The organism is Microbaculum mangrovi (assembly GCF_051390635.1).
In the GTDB taxonomy this organism is placed as follows: Bacteria; Pseudomonadota; Alphaproteobacteria; order Rhizobiales; family Tepidamorphaceae; genus Microbaculum.
Map to the genome: position 1 here is coordinate 32,505 of NZ_JBPODT010000003.1, position 13,331 is coordinate 45,835.

The following is a 13,331-nucleotide window of genomic DNA, read 5'->3' on the forward strand; positions in this document are numbered from 1 at the left end:
GGCGCGCCGGCCTAACCCGGATAGCGCGCCTTGAGTGCCCCGTAGAGCCCGCGGATCGCCTGCGCCTCGCCGCCTTCCGGCCGGCCGGGCCGGTTCGACGGATTCCAGCAATAGGCGTCGAAATGCGCCCATGGCGTGGACGGCTCGACGAAGCGCGACAGGAACAGCGCGGCGGTGATGGCGCCCGCGAAGGGTGAGTTGCCGGCGTTGTTTATGTCGCCGACTTTGCCGTCGATCATCTTCATGTAGGGCTGCCACAGCGGCAGGCGCCAGACCGGGTCATGGGCGGCCTGCGCCTGATCCGAGATTGCGGCGGCGAGCGCATCGTCGCGGCTGAAGAAGGCGGGCAGGTCGGGCCCCAGGGCGACGCGCGCCGCCCCCGTCAGGGTCGACATGTCGATGATGAGATCGGGCGTCTCCTCGTCGGCGAGCGCCAGTGCGTCGCCCAGCACCAGCCGGCCTTCCGCGTCCGTGTTGCCGATCTCGACGGCGAGCCCCTTGCGGCTTTCCAGCACGTCGCCCGGTCGGAAGGCGTTTCCCGCGACCGCGTTTTCCGCCGCCGGCACCAGCACCCGCAGACGCACCGGAAGGTTGGCGTCCATGACGATCGAGGCCAGGCCGAGAACGCAGGCCGCGCCGCCCATGTCCTTCTTCATCATCAGCATGCCGGCGGCCGGCTTGATGTCGAGCCCGCCGGTATCGAAGCAGACGCCCTTGCCGACGAGGGTCAGCTTCGGCGCTTCAGGATCCCCCCAGCTCAGGTCGATCAGCCGCGGCGCGCGCGGGCTGGCCCGGCCGACGGCGTGGATCATCGGAAAACCGGCCTCGAGCAGCGCGTCGCCGGTTGTCACCGACAGCGATGCCCCGTGCGTCTCGGCGAGCTGGCGCGCCGCTTCCTCGAGCTCCTCCGGTCCCATGTCGTTGGCCGGCGTGTTGATCAGGTCGCGGGCGAGCGACACGCCCGCCACGATACGGCGTATCTCGGCCTCGTCGACGTCTGCCGGAAGGATCAGTCTGACGTCGCTGCCGTTGTTCTCCTTGCTGTCGCCACCGCGATAGGCGGTGAACCTGTACCGGCCGAGCGCAAATGCCTGGACCGCCAGCGCCGGATCGTCCGGCGCGTTGTCGAACCGGTAGGTGCCCGCCGGAAGAGCGTCCGCGAGCCTGCCGGGCAGCAGCGGGGTTCGGTCCGCGTCGTCCTTCGCCCCGAGCCCGAACAGCACCAGCGCCAGGCGCCCGTCGGCGTCGGGAAGCAGAGCCGTCCGACCCGCCTTGGGCTTGTAGCCGGTCGCCTCCAGGAAGGCCCGCTGTGCCGCGCTCAGGCCGTCCAGATAGGCGTCGGTCTTGTCCGGCTCGACGAAGCGGATCGGAACGGCGGTGTCGGACGACGAGACGGGAAGCAGGCAGTCGATCATGATGGCTCCTCTGGCGGCAGGTTTGGCGCATCTTTGGAATGTGGCGCGGGCCGATGCAAGTCCGGCCGGGCGGGGGCAACCACCGACACGCTCCGCCGGCGGCGGTTAACCGGCTGTTAGGGTTACCAGTTTATTGACGAGATGTCGCCGGCTCGGGTTTGCCGGCTTTGTGTTCGCCCTGGAACGGGGACTTCGAATGCCGATTTCCGTTTCCGCCTATCTCAAGTCACCTGTCATCCTGCTTGCAGCGGGTCTCGCCCTCGGCGGATGCCAGAAGACCTTAACCACAGGCTCCATATCCAAGGAGGCCGCGACCCAGACCGCCCAGGCGCCCGGGTCGCAGGAGCAGCTCAAGCAGGCTGCCAAGCTTCAGGACAAGTTCAAGCGCGATCCGGGCAACGCCGACGTCGCGCTCGCCTTCGCCGATGCCCTCGACAGTCTCGGACGACCCGATCAGGCGGTCGGCGCTCTCAAGATGGCCAAGGACCAGAACCCGGGCGATCCGCGCATCCTGTCGGCCTACGGTCGCCGCGCCTTGCGCGCCGGCAATCCGAACGAGGCGCTCGCCGCGCTGGAGCAGGCGAGTTCGGCGGGCGACCGCAGCGCCGCCACCCTGTCCGCGCAAGGGGCCGCGCTCGATCAGCTCGGCCGCAACGGCGAGGCGCGCGAGCGCTACAAGCAGGCGCTGGCACTCGATCCGAACAATTCCTCGATTCTCGCCAATCTCGGCCTTTCCTACGCGCTGTCCAACAAGATCGCCGATGCCGAGATGACCTTGCGCAAGGCTGCCTCCGATCCGGCGGCGGCGGCGAAGGTGCGGCAGAATCTCGCACTCGTGCTGGCCATGCAGGGCAAATTCGCCGAGGCCGAGGATTACGCCGCCCGGGATCTGTCGCCGGAGGACGTGAAGGTCAACATGGCGTATCTCAAGCAGATGATGAAAACGCCCGACCCATGGCAGAAGCTGAAAAACATCGACGGCGCGACCGGCTGACGCGGCGCGGCGACAGGATCGGGACTTCGCGCGGGTCGACGGCCTATACAGCCGCCGACCCGTCGGCTATTTGAGGGGCCGGAAAGCCCGCGCTTGTTCGGCGGGCGGCAGGAAGGGAGGCCTTTCAGGCGATGGCGACCGGATACGTCAGGAGCGAGCTCGTCACGGTCTTCGGCGGCTCGGGGTTCGTTGGCCGGCACGTGGTGCGTGCGCTGGCGCGTCGTGGCTATCGGGTGCGCGTTGCCGTGCGCCGGCCCGATCTGGCCGGGTTCCTGCAGCCGCTCGGCGGCGTCGGCCAGATCCACGCCGTCCAGGCCAACATCCGCAATCGCGAGTCGATCGATCGCGCCGTCGCCGGCTCCGATGCGGTCGTCAACCTCGTCGGTATTCTCTACGAATCCGGCCGCCAGAGTTTCGACGTCGTCCAGGCCTTCGGCCCCGGTGCCGTTGCCGCCGCGGCCCGGGATGCCGGCGTCGGTCGCATGGTCCATATCTCGGCCATAGGGGCGGATGCGAACTCCGAGTCCGATTACGCCCGGACCAAGGCCGCCGGCGAGGCGGCCGTGAAGACGGCATTCCCGGATGCCGTGATCATGAGGCCGTCGATCGTGTTCGGTCCGGAGGATGATTTCTTCAATCGCTTCGGCGCGATGGCGCGCCTCGTGCCGGTTTTGCCGCTGATCGGCGGCGGCGCCACCCGGTTCCAGCCGGTCTATGTCGGCGATGTCGCCGAGGCCGTCGCCCAGGGCGTGGACGGCAAGCTGAAGCCCGGCACGGCCTACGAGCTGGGCGGCCCGGAAATCCGGACCTTCAAGCAGCTTCTCGAATACATCCTGAAGGTGACCGGCCGCCGCCGCATCCTGGCGCCGCTGCCTTTCGAGATCGCGAAGCTGAAAGCATGGTTCCTGCAGATGTTTCCCAAGCCGCTGCTGACCGTCGACCAGGTTCGCCAGCTCGCCCGCGACAACGTCGTTTCGGAAGAGGCGATCAGGGAAGGCCGGACGCTGGAAGGCATCGGCATCGATCCGCATGCGATCGAGACGGTCGTGCCTGCCTATCTCGCCCGCTATCGCAAGGCCGGTCAGTTCTCTTCGCCCGATCGCACCGTCTCGCAGTCCTGACCGCCGGGCGACGGTTCGGTCGTTCAGCCGTAGACCCAGATACCGGCAAGCCCCGCCGAGCCGACTATGATTCGCCACCAGGCGAACGGTGTGAAGCCGTGGCGCGAAACGAAGTCGAGCAGGGTACGAACCACGATCACGCCCGAGATCATCGACATCACGAAGCCGACGGCGATCAGCTTGGCGTCCTCGGCGCCGAGGATGTCGATGTTCTTGTAGAGGTCGTAGGCGAAGGCGCCGGCCATGGTCGGCATCGCCAGGAAGAACGAGAATTCCGCCGCCGAGCGCTTGTCGGCGCCCATCAGCAGCGCGCCGCCGATGGTCGCGCCCGAGCGCGACACGCCCGGAATCATGGCGAGGCACTGGAATACGCCGATCTTGAAATAGAGCGACAGCGGATAGTCCGTCGCTTCGGTGTAGCGCGGGCGCAGGTCCATCGAATCGAGCCACATCAGCAGGAGGCCGCCGACGATCAGCGTCACGCAGATGACGACCGGCGATTCGAACAGGACCGACTTGATGAAATCGTGGAGCAGCACGCCGACGACCGCCGCCGGCAGGAAGGCGAGCAGGACGCCGATCACGAATTTCCGCGCCTTTGGATCGCTCGGCAGCGCCAGCGCGATGCGCAGCAGCCGGGTGAAATAGACGCCGACGACGGCGAAGATGGCGCCGAGCTGGATCAGGACCTCGAAGGCGCGACCCGGATTCTCGAAGCCGAGGAAATGGCCGATCAACAGGAGATGCGCGGTCGACGAAACCGGGATGAACTCGGTCAACCCTTCGATCAATCCCAGGAACGCCGCCTGAATTATCGTCTCGGATGCCATATTTCGTCCCCGCTGACCCCGTATCGACTCGCTGTTCAGGGTCGGGCTAACCTCCCGGATATCGGCGAATCGTGTTGTTCCCCGGGGTCGTGGCCTCTATACCGGAACCGTCCGCGCCATCCAATGAAGCTGTCGCGCGGGTATTGCGTATGGTTGCCGCAGTCCAGTGCGTCGTAACAACGGCAGAGTATGCTCAGTCTCTATCATCACCCGTTTTGCCCGTTTTCGCGTTGCGTGCGGATCGCGCTCGGGGAATACGGCCTCAGCGCCGAATTCGTCGAGGAGCGCACCTGGGAGCGTCGCCGCGAGTTCCTGATCGTCAACCCGGCCGGGACCCTGCCGGTCCTGCTCGACGGCGAGGGGCCGGCGATCTGCGGGCCAAGGCCGGTGCTCGAATATCTCGACGAGACGCGCGGCGCGGAGGCCGGCGCCCGCAGGCTGCTGCCCGACACCGCGCGCGGTCGCGCCGAGGTGCGCCGGCTGATCGATTGGTTCGATAGCCGCTTCCACGAGGAGGTGTCGAACTATCTGCTCACCGAGCGCGTCTACAAGCGCTTCATGACGCCGGAACAGGGCGGCGGCGCGCCCGATTCGGCGGCGATCCGCGCCGCCCGCGCCAATATCCGCTATCATCTGCACTATATCGGCTGGCTTGCCGGGCGGCGGAACTGGCTCGGCGGCGACGAACTGTCCTACGCCGACCTTGCCGCCGCCGCGCATCTGTCCTCGATCGACTATCTGGGCGAAGTGCCGTGGGACGAGTTCGAGCCGGCCAAGGCCTGGTACGCGCGGGTGAAGTCCCGCCCGTCGTTCCGGCCTCTGCTGGTGGATCAGATAGCGGGAGTGGCGCCGTCGCGCACTTATGTCGACCTCGACTTCTGATGTCGATTTCTCGCCGGACCGCCTCAAGCGGTGGGCGATCGGGCGTGCGCTGGAAGAAGGCTTCGATGTTGCCCGCGTAACCCGCCCCGACGCGGCTCCCGATAGCGGGCGCCGGCTCGAGGCCTTCCTGAAGGCCGGCCATCACGGCACCATGGAGTGGATGGCGACGACGGCCGAGCGCCGCCGCGCGCCCCGCGCCTTGTGGCCCGATGTCCGTTCGATCCTCGTGCTCGGCCTCAACTACGGTCCGGACCACGATCCGCTCGACGATCTGAAACGCCGCGATCGCGGGATGATCTCGGTCTATGCGCGCGGCGACGACTACCACGACATCGTCAAGAAGAAGCTGAAGGCGGTTGCCCGCGACTTCGCCACGCGCACCGGCGCGGAGGTGAAGGTCTTCGTCGATACCGCGCCTGTGATGGAGAAGCCGCTGGGGCAGGCCGCCGGTATCGGCTGGCAGGGCAAGCACACCAATCTCGTCTCCCGCGAGCTCGGCTCCTGGCTGTTCCTGGGCGAGATCTTCACCACCGCCGAGCTTCCTGCCGACCAACCCGACACCGACCATTGCGGCTCCTGCCGCGCCTGCCTCGACATCTGTCCGACCGGCGCCTTCCCAGCTCCCTACCGGCTCGATTCGCGGCGCTGCATTTCCTACCTGACCATCGAACATGCCGGTCCGATCCCCCGCGACCTGCGCCCGGCGATAGGCAACCGCATCTACGGCTGCGACGACTGCCTTGCCGTCTGCCCGTGGAACAAGTTCGCCGTCGCCGGTAACGAGATGAAGCTGCAGGCCCGGCCCGAACTGTCCCTGCCGGCGCTCGCCGACCTGTGCCGGCTCGACGACACGGCCTTCCGCGCCCTGTTCACGAAGTCGCCGGTCAAGCGTATCCGCCGCGACCGGTTCCTGCGCAACGTGCTGATCGCCATCGGCAATTCCGGCGAAAAGGACCTCGCCGCCTGCGCCCGCGCCCGGCTCGATGACGATGCGCCGGTGGTGCGCGGCGCCGCGGTCTGGGCGTTGTCTCGACTGTTGTCAGGGCCCGAGTTCGCGGCTTTGGCCGACCATCGACAGGCGGCGGAGGAAGACCCATCGGTCCGTGAGGAGTGGCAGGCCGCGCTGACCGGCGCTATGTGATTCCGCCGCATCGTTTGCATTCGGCACGGTCATCTCTCGGTACGGACGTCATGAAAAAGATCTTCATTTTCGGCCTCGGCTTTTCCGCGATGACGCTCGCGCGTCGCCTGACCGCGGACGGCTGGCGCGTCGCGGGCAGTGTGCGCACGCCGCAAAAGGCCGAGGCGCTCAGGGCCGATGGCGTGGAGGCGGTGGTCTTCGACGGCGCCGCGCCGGGGCCGGAGGTGGCGGCGGCGCTCGACGGCGCGACGCACGTGCTCCAGTCGATCCCGCCGGGCGAGGCCGGCGATCCGGTGCTGATCCACCATCGCGCCGATCTCGCCGCCCGCTCGGGAACGATCCGGTGGCTCGGCTATCTCTCGACGCTCGGCGTCTATGGCGATCACGACGGCGCCTGGATCGACGAGACGGCGGCGACCGCTCCTGTGAGCTCGCGCAACGCCCGCCGCGTCGTCGCCGAGCAGGACTGGCTCGGGTTCGGCGAGGTGACCGGCATCCCGGTCATGCTGTTCCGTATCGCCGGCATCTACGGACCGGGCCGCAACGCGCTGGTCAATCTGAGGGCCGGAAAGGCGCGGCGGCTGGTGAAGCCCGGCCAGGTCTTCAACCGCATCCATGTTGCCGATATCGCCGGCGTGCTGGAGGCCTCGATGGCGCAGCCGCGCGCCGGCGGCGTCTACAACCTGTCCGACGACGAGCCCGGCCCGCCGCAGGACGTCATCGCCTTCGCGGCGGACTTGATGGGGGTCGCGCCGCCGCCGGAAATTGCCTTCGACGACGCCGAGCTGACGCCGATGGCGCGGAGCTTCTATTCGGCGAACCGCCGCGCGCGCAACGACAGGATCAAGCAGGAGCTGGGTGTCGAACTGCAATACCCGACCTATCGGGACGGGCTCAACGCCTTGTTCAAGGCCGGCGACGGACGGACGTAGCCCCGGCGCCGCCGGCGGCTCACATGCCGGGCAGGTTCATGCCGGGCGGCAGCTGCAGGCCGCCGGTGACTTCCTGCATCTTCTCCGCCATCGCCGCTTCGGCCTTGCGCCGCGCGTCGGCGTGGGCGGCGATGATAAGGTCTTCCAGAATCTCGGCTTCTTCCGGCTTGATCAGGCTCGGATCGACCTTCAGGCCGCGCATGTCGCCCTTGGCCGACAGCGTGACGGTGACGAGGCCGCCGCCGGCGGTGCCCTCGACCTCCAGCGCCTCGAGCTCGGCCTGAAGCTCGCCCATGCGGGCCTGCAGCTCCTTGGCCTGTTTCATCATCTTCATGAAGTCCATCATTGCGGTCCTTTCGGATCAATCGTCTTCGTCTTCGGGCGATTCCAGTGTCTCGACGGAACCGGAATCCGGCACGTCGGAGGCAAGGTCGTCGCCCGGTTCGGCACGGACATCGACGATCTCGGCGCCAGGAAAAGCGGTCAGCACCGCCGACACGGTCGGATCGCGGCGCATCGAATCGATTAGCGCCGTGCGGGTCTGCTCGCGCTGCTCGCGGACCGTCGGCGCGCCCTGTTCGCGCGATACCGCGACGACCCAGCGCTTTCCGGTCCATTCCGTCAGTTTCTGCTGAAGATCGTGGACGAGATCGCCCGGCGCGTTGTCGGCGAGCGACAATTCGATGCGTCCCGGCTCGAAACGGACGATGCGCACGAACAGCTCCAGCGCCGAGCGCAGCCTGGCGTCGCGCTTCTCCTCGGCCAGCGCCACCACCGCCTCGAAGGTGCGCGGGAGCGGCAGCTCGACGGCCGGCGCCTCCGGCTGCGGGCTCGGCACGACGCGCATGGCGGTCGGCCCCGCCGTCGCCTTGGTCGGCACGAAGGCGGGAAGGGTCGGCTTGAAGGCCGACCGCACCGGCGCCGACGCGCTCGCCGCGCCGCCGCCGCCCGGATTGCCCGAGCCGCCCGAACCGGAAGCCGGCGTGTTGCCCACCGGCGCGCCCTCGTCGAGCCGGCGGATGACGTCCTCCGGGCTCGGCAGGGTCGAGGCGTAGGCGAGCCGCACCAGCACCATCTCGGCGGCCGCCAGCGGACGCGGCGAGCTCTCCACCTCGCCGATGCCCTTCAGCAGGATCTGCCAGGCGCGGCTGAGTTCGGAGACCGGGATCTGCGCCGCGAATTCCTTGCCGCGCTCGCGCTCGGCCTCCGACAGCGAGGCATCGTCGGCGGAATCCGGCACGATGCGCATGCGGGTGACAAGGTGCACGAAACCGGCGAGGTCGGTCAGCACCATCTCCGGCGCCGCGCCCTCCGCGTACTGGCTGTCGAGCTCGTTCAGCGCCGCGGCGATGTCGCCGGACATCACCTTGTCGAACAGGTCGACGACGCGGGCGCGATCGGCGACACCGAGCATGCCGCGCACTTCCTCCGCCTTCACCTGTCCGCCGCCATGGGCGATGGCCTGGTCGAGCAGGGACAGCGAATCGCGCACCGAGCCCTCGCTGGCCCGCGCGATCATGCGCAGGGCCTCGTCGTCGACGTCGACGGCCTCCGCCCGGGCGATGCCCTCCAGGTGCTTGACCAGCTGGTCGGCGTCGACGCGGCGCAGGTCGAAGCGCTGGCAGCGCGACAGAACGGTGATCGGAACCTTCCGGATTTCCGTCGTCGCGAAGATGAACTTCACATGCTCGGGCGGCTCTTCGAGCGTCTTCAGAAGGCCGTTGAAGGCGGCCTTCGAGAGCATGTGCACCTCGTCGATGATGTAGATCTTGTAGCGCGCTTCCGCCGGGCGGTAGCGCACCGCCTCGATGATCTCGCGGATGTCGTCGATGCCGGTATGGGAGGCGGCGTCCATCTCGATCACGTCGACATGGCGCGATTCGAGGATCGCGCGGCAGTGCCGGCCTTCCTCGGGCATGTCGAGCGTCGGCCCGGACTTCGCGTCCCCGGCGCCCCCGCCGTCCTTCGGCTCGTAGTTGAGCGCGCGCGCCAGGATGCGCGCCGTCGTGGTCTTGCCGACCCCGCGCACGCCGGTGAGCATGTAGGCCTGCGCGATGCGCCCCGTCTCGAAGGCGTTGCGCAGGGTGCGCACCATCGGCTCCTGGCCGATCAGGTCGTCGAAGCTGGAGGGCCGGTACTTGCGCGCGAGCACACGGTATCCGGCGGGCGCGACCGTCGAATCGTCCGGTGTTCGCTGATCCATGAAGCGTCCCTGCTCGCGCCGATAAGGGCTTGCGGCGCCGGCATGCCATGCCGGTGTTGCTTTGGATTAAGGCGGGAGGCTGGACGACAACCCGAACCAGAACTCGTTAGGGCTGCTTCCTTCCGGACCTGACCCGGTTGGCGAGCGGCTCGTCCGCCGCCAACCTCCCTGACACGACTATATCAGACTTGGCGCGCGCCGACGCAACCCCGTTGGCCCGATCCGCGTCGATTGAGCCGCTTTCCACCGAAAATCCTTGCCGGTGCCCGCCTCACCGCCGATGATCCCGGACGCGGTTCCGGGGGAATCGCCCGCAATCCGGGGACTGAGTTGCGATGAGCGTCACCTTCAGCCTGAATTCGAGCCTCGCCGCCGACACGATTCCCGTCGCCATGCTGGACCTGTGCGAGGTGCGGCTGATGAACGACGCCAATTTTCCCTGGCTCGTGCTGGTGCCGCGGAAGCCGGATGCCATCGAAATCGTCGATCTGGAGTCGGAAACCCGCCACCGGCTGATGGACGAGATTGCGGTTGCCAGCGCGGCGCTGCGGTCCGTGACCGGTGCCGAGAAGCTCAATGTCGCCGCGCTCGGAAACCAGGTCGCCCAGTTGCACGTCCACGTCATCGCCCGGTTTCGCGACGACGAGGCCTGGCCCGGCCCGGTCTGGGGCGCGGTGGTGCGCAAGGCCTACGACAAGGACGCCCGGGTCGAACTGATCGAAAAGCTCTCCGATGCGCTTCGGGGCCGGTGAGGGCGCGACACGACTTGCCCGGCTCCGGCGCGCGTGCGACCGTCCGCGCCAGTTCGAAAGGGCCAGGCTGAAAGGGATTCCCATGCTCGAACGCAGCCTGCGCACCGGCTATAGCGGAAGCCTGCTCGACCGCGCCGCCGAAAGGCGCGGCGACGAGGCCTGGCTGGATGCCGCGCGGGCGGGCGCGCGCTATCTGCTGTTCGCCGGCGACAAGCCCCTCTTCGCCGTTGCCGAAGGCGCCGAACCGAACCCGGTCTTCGATGCCGACGCGGCCGCGGCACTCGACGCCGACCGGTCCCGCGCGGTGTTCCTGGGCGTCGAAGGCGACCGGGCGATGTTCGCCGTTCCCATCGCCGAGGTGCCGGCCGAGGAGCAGGCGGGCGAGACGCCGTTCGGCGACGGCAACCTGAAGGCGATCGACGTGCGCTCGATCGCGGTGCAGGGCGTCGTGGCGCCGGCCATGCTCGGGCCGATCGCCCAGGCGAAAAGCATGCTCGACTGGCATGCCCGCAACGGCTTCTGCGCCCGCTGCGGGGCGCCGACGCGGATGCGCGACGGCGGCTATCGGCGCGATTGCGCCGGCTGCGGGGCCCACCATTTCCCGCGCACCGACCCGGTCGTCATCATGCTGGTGGTCTCCGGCGACGATTGCCTGCTGGCACGCAGTCCGCGCTTTCTGCCCGACATGTTCTCTGCGCTCGCCGGCTTCGTCGAGCCGGGCGAGACCATCGAGGAGGCGGTGAGGCGGGAAGTTGCCGAGGAGGCGGGGATCCCGGTGCTGGACGTGGCCTATCATTCCAGCCAGCCCTGGCCGTTTCCCTCTTCCCTGATGATCGGCTGTTTCGCCGAGGCCGGCGGCCGCGATCTCGTGCTCGATCCCACCGAGCTGGAAGCCGGCCGCTGGTTCACCCGCCAGGAGGCGCGCCTGATCCTTGCCGGCGCGCATCCCGAAGGCGTCGCCGCGCCGCCCAGGATGGCGATCGCCCACCAGCTCCTGCGCAGCTTCATCGACGGCGAGGCGATCCTCTAGGGATCGGCCTTACTTAAGGGCCGCCTCATTTCCCTTCAGGGGCGGCGCCTCTTCTCCCATCAGAGAGCCTGCCCCTTGTCCGCTCATTCCCGCGCAAGCGGGAATCCCCCGTATCGGGGCACGGCCTCACGCACCCGCACCCCGATCCCCGCTTGCGCGGGGACGAGCGGCGCGTTGGCAGGCGGACCGAGGGGACCGGGGACGCAGCGACGCGCCGCTACATCCCGTCCGGCTTCGGTTCCTTGATCCGCGCGCGGAAGGGGCTGGCCCGGTAGACGCCGAGGATGCGGAACTCGCGCGTGAAGAAGTCCAGCTCCTCGAAGGCGAACTTGACGTTCTGGTCGTCCGGGTGCCCTTCGATGTCGGCGAAGAACTGGGTCGCGAAGAACTCGCCCTCGAGCTGGTAGGATTCGAGCTTCGTCATGTTGACGCTGTTCGTGGCGAACCCGCCCATCGCCTTGTAGAGCGCGGCGGGCACGTTGCGCACCCGGAAGATGAAGCTGGTGATGATCGGGCCGATGCCGTTGGCCGCCCAGTCCGGATCCTTCGACAGGACCACGAAGCGGGTGGTGTTGTGATCCTCGTCCTCGACGTCGTTGGCCAGCACCTCGAGGCCGTAGATCTCGGCGGCGAGACGCGAGGCGATGGCGGCCTTCGTCGGATCGCCGGCTTCCGCCACCATGCGCGCCGCCCCGGCGGTATCGGCATGGACTTCCGCCTTGAGGCCGAACTCGCGGATCGCCTTGCGGCACTGGCCGAGCGCCATGACGTGGCTGTGCACGGTCTCGATCGTGTCGAGCGTCGCGCCGGGCGGCGCGAGCAGATAGTGGTGCAACGGCAGGAAATACTCGCCGATGATGCTGAGGTCCGAGGTCGGCATCAGATGGTGGATGTCGGCGACGCGGCCGGCGACCGAATTCTCGATCGGAATCATGCCGAGGGCGGCATTGCCGTCGGAAATCGACTGGAACGCGTCCTCGAAGGTCGCGCAGGCGACCGCTTCGAAGTCGGGATAGACGTCGCGGCAGGCCATGTGCGAATTGGCGCCGGGTTCACCCTGGAACACGATCCGGCGCGGCCGTGTCGTCATCATCTCTCAAATCCCTGTTCGGATTGGGAAAAAGGTTCGGATTGAAAAATAGCGGCGGTCAACCGCCGAAACGGCGACGGGCCTGCTCAAGATCGGCGGGAGTATCGACGCCGACCGGAACCGTGTCAACGAGCCCGATATCGATGCGCATGCCGGCTTCCAGCGCACGAAGCTGCTCGAGACGCTCGCGCTTTTCCAGCGGCGAGGGCGGCAGGCCGACGAACCGGGACAGCGCCGCGCGCCGCCAGGCATAGATGCCGATGTGATGATACAGCGGCCCCTCGCCCCAGGGCGCGGTGGCACGGCTGAAATAGAGCGCCCTCAGCCGTTTCGGCGCGATCTGCGTGCCGATCGCCTTGACCACGTTCGGGTCCTCGCGCTCGTCGATATCGACGATCTCCGCGGCGAACGTGGCGATGTCGACCTGCGGGTCGCCGATCAGCGCGGCGGCGTCGCGGACAACCTGCGCATCGAGGTCGGGGAGGTCGCCCTGCAGGTTGATGACCGTATCGAAGGCGCCGTCCGGGTCTTTGGTCTGCAGCGCTTCGTTGATCCGGTCCGAGCCGGACGGATGGTCGTCCCGTGTCAGCACGGCCTCGCCGCCGGCGGCGCGAATCGCTTGCGCGACCGCTTCGCTGTCGGTCGCAACCGCGACGGGACCGACGCCGGCGGCGACAGCGCGTTCGTAGACGCGGACGATCATCGGTTTGCCGGCGATATCGGCCAGCGGTTTGCCAGGCAACCGGGTCGAGGCCATTCGGGCCGGAATCAGGACGAGCGCCGTCATCGGCACCTCCGGAAAAACATCGGGAATCTTGGGCTGCGTCCTTTATACATGTTGCCTTCCCGGGGCAATTGCGGCTATTTCTCTGCCCGACTTTCCGGACACGCGGTCCCGCTGTGGCTGCCGCGTGGTTTATGCGCAAGACCTTAGATCCTGG

The 13,331-nt window shown here is 68.0% G+C and carries 13 protein-coding genes and 1 other RNA gene; 7 read left to right on the plus strand and 7 right to left on the minus strand.

Annotation, left to right across the window (positions count from 1 at the left end; translation table 11 throughout):
- Window positions 1-11: 11 nt before the first annotated feature.
- The gene (locus ACSF9G_RS12875; RefSeq protein ID WP_436642219.1) at window positions 12-1,415 is read right to left on the minus strand and encodes a leucyl aminopeptidase family protein; all 1,404 of its coding nucleotides are present in this window, start codon (window positions 1,413-1,415) and stop codon (window positions 12-14) included.
- 196 nt (window positions 1,416-1,611) lie between these two features.
- On the opposite strand from ACSF9G_RS12875, the gene ACSF9G_RS12880 reads away from it, so the two are divergent.
- Window positions 1,612-2,409, plus strand: a complete 798-nt coding sequence (locus ACSF9G_RS12880; protein WP_436642221.1) for a tetratricopeptide repeat protein — start codon at window positions 1,612-1,614, stop codon at window positions 2,407-2,409.
- Window positions 2,410-2,540: 131 nt separating this feature from the next.
- On the plus strand, window positions 2,541-3,530 hold the full coding sequence (locus tag ACSF9G_RS12885) for a complex I NDUFA9 subunit family protein (protein WP_436642223.1): 990 nt from the start codon (window positions 2,541-2,543) through the stop codon (window positions 3,528-3,530).
- Between the two features lie 23 nt (window positions 3,531-3,553).
- On the opposite strand, the gene ACSF9G_RS12890 is transcribed toward ACSF9G_RS12885, so the two are convergent.
- Window positions 3,554-4,360 carry an undecaprenyl-diphosphate phosphatase gene (locus tag ACSF9G_RS12890; RefSeq protein ID WP_436642225.1) on the minus strand — a complete coding sequence of 269 codons (807 nt, stop codon included), beginning with the start codon at window positions 4,358-4,360 and terminating at the stop codon, window positions 3,554-3,556.
- A 189-nt stretch (window positions 4,361-4,549) separates the two neighbouring features.
- Here ACSF9G_RS12890 and ACSF9G_RS12895 point away from each other — a divergent pair, with 189 nt between their 5' ends.
- From ACSF9G_RS12895 to ACSF9G_RS12905, 3 genes are read left to right on the plus strand one after another with little or no spacing between them, the layout of a single operon-like run.
- The gene (locus ACSF9G_RS12895; protein ID WP_436642227.1) at window positions 4,550-5,242 is read left to right on the plus strand and encodes a glutathione S-transferase family protein; all 693 of its coding nucleotides are present in this window, start codon (window positions 4,550-4,552) and stop codon (window positions 5,240-5,242) included.
- Window positions 5,223-6,383 carry a tRNA epoxyqueuosine(34) reductase QueG gene (gene queG, locus ACSF9G_RS12900; RefSeq protein WP_436642229.1) on the plus strand — a complete coding sequence of 387 codons (1,161 nt, stop codon included), beginning with the start codon at window positions 5,223-5,225 and terminating at the stop codon, window positions 6,381-6,383. Before ACSF9G_RS12895 ends, queG begins: the two co-directional genes overlap by 20 nt.
- 50 nt (window positions 6,384-6,433) lie before the next feature.
- Window positions 6,434-7,315 carry an SDR family oxidoreductase gene (locus ACSF9G_RS12905; protein WP_436642232.1) on the plus strand — a complete coding sequence of 294 codons (882 nt, stop codon included), beginning with the start codon at window positions 6,434-6,436 and terminating at the stop codon, window positions 7,313-7,315.
- Between the two features lie 19 nt (window positions 7,316-7,334).
- Here the strand turns inward: ACSF9G_RS12905 and ACSF9G_RS12910 are convergent, their stop codons facing one another.
- From ACSF9G_RS12910 to ffs, 3 genes are all read right to left on the minus strand, one after another.
- The gene (locus tag ACSF9G_RS12910) at window positions 7,335-7,661 is read right to left on the minus strand and encodes a YbaB/EbfC family nucleoid-associated protein (RefSeq protein WP_436642234.1); all 327 of its coding nucleotides are present in this window, start codon (window positions 7,659-7,661) and stop codon (window positions 7,335-7,337) included.
- A 15-nt stretch (window positions 7,662-7,676) separates the two neighbouring features.
- On the minus strand, window positions 7,677-9,518 hold the full coding sequence (locus tag ACSF9G_RS12915; protein ID WP_436642236.1) for a DNA polymerase III subunit gamma/tau: 1,842 nt from the start codon (window positions 9,516-9,518) through the stop codon (window positions 7,677-7,679).
- A gap of 70 nt (window positions 9,519-9,588) precedes the next feature.
- Window positions 9,589-9,687: signal recognition particle sRNA small type (gene ffs / locus ACSF9G_RS12920), an RNA gene on the minus strand.
- Window positions 9,688-9,853: 166 nt separating this feature from the next.
- On the opposite strand from ffs, the gene ACSF9G_RS12925 reads away from it, so the two are divergent.
- Entirely contained in the window at window positions 9,854-10,270 is a 417-nt protein-coding gene (locus ACSF9G_RS12925; RefSeq protein WP_436642238.1) for an HIT family protein, read from the plus strand.
- 82 nt (window positions 10,271-10,352) lie between these two features.
- Window positions 10,353-11,300, plus strand: coding sequence for an NAD(+) diphosphatase (gene nudC / locus ACSF9G_RS12930; RefSeq protein ID WP_436642240.1), 948 nt, complete (start codon window positions 10,353-10,355; stop codon window positions 11,298-11,300).
- Between the two features lie 217 nt (window positions 11,301-11,517).
- Here the strand turns inward: nudC and ACSF9G_RS12935 are convergent, their stop codons facing one another.
- Together ACSF9G_RS12935 and ACSF9G_RS12940 are read right to left on the minus strand one after the other, a co-directional pair.
- Window positions 11,518-12,390 (minus strand): prephenate dehydratase, encoded by an 873-nt coding sequence (locus ACSF9G_RS12935; protein ID WP_436643246.1) that lies wholly within the window; start codon window positions 12,388-12,390, stop codon window positions 11,518-11,520.
- Window positions 12,391-12,448: 58 nt separating this feature from the next.
- Window positions 12,449-13,177 carry a 3-deoxy-manno-octulosonate cytidylyltransferase gene (locus ACSF9G_RS12940; protein WP_436642242.1) on the minus strand — a complete coding sequence of 243 codons (729 nt, stop codon included), beginning with the start codon at window positions 13,175-13,177 and terminating at the stop codon, window positions 12,449-12,451.
- Window positions 13,178-13,331: the final 154 nt, after the last annotated feature.

Coding starts and splice junctions, on each gene's coding strand:
- ACSF9G_RS12880 (WP_436642221.1), top strand. CDS start 1,612: ATGCCGATTTCCGTTTCCGCCTATCTCAAGTCACCTGTCATCCTGCTT.
- ACSF9G_RS12875 (WP_436642219.1), bottom strand. CDS start 1,415: ATGATCGACTGCCTGCTTCCCGTCTCGTCGTCCGACACCGCCGTTCCG.
- ACSF9G_RS12895 (WP_436642227.1), top strand. CDS start 4,550: ATGCTCAGTCTCTATCATCACCCGTTTTGCCCGTTTTCGCGTTGCGTG.
- ACSF9G_RS12885 (WP_436642223.1), top strand. CDS start 2,541: ATGGCGACCGGATACGTCAGGAGCGAGCTCGTCACGGTCTTCGGCGGC.
- ACSF9G_RS12910 (WP_436642234.1), bottom strand. CDS start 7,661: ATGATGGACTTCATGAAGATGATGAAACAGGCCAAGGAGCTGCAGGCC.
- ACSF9G_RS12935 (WP_436643246.1), bottom strand. CDS start 12,390: ATGACGACACGGCCGCGCCGGATCGTGTTCCAGGGTGAACCCGGCGCC.
- ACSF9G_RS12905 (WP_436642232.1), top strand. CDS start 6,434: ATGAAAAAGATCTTCATTTTCGGCCTCGGCTTTTCCGCGATGACGCTC.
- queG (WP_436642229.1), top strand. CDS start 5,223: ATGTCGACCTCGACTTCTGATGTCGATTTCTCGCCGGACCGCCTCAAG.
- ACSF9G_RS12940 (WP_436642242.1), bottom strand. CDS start 13,177: ATGACGGCGCTCGTCCTGATTCCGGCCCGAATGGCCTCGACCCGGTTG.
- nudC (WP_436642240.1), top strand. CDS start 10,353: ATGCTCGAACGCAGCCTGCGCACCGGCTATAGCGGAAGCCTGCTCGAC.
- ACSF9G_RS12925 (WP_436642238.1), top strand. CDS start 9,854: ATGAGCGTCACCTTCAGCCTGAATTCGAGCCTCGCCGCCGACACGATT.
- ACSF9G_RS12890 (WP_436642225.1), bottom strand. CDS start 4,360: ATGGCATCCGAGACGATAATTCAGGCGGCGTTCCTGGGATTGATCGAA.
- ACSF9G_RS12915 (WP_436642236.1), bottom strand. CDS start 9,518: ATGGATCAGCGAACACCGGACGATTCGACGGTCGCGCCCGCCGGATAC.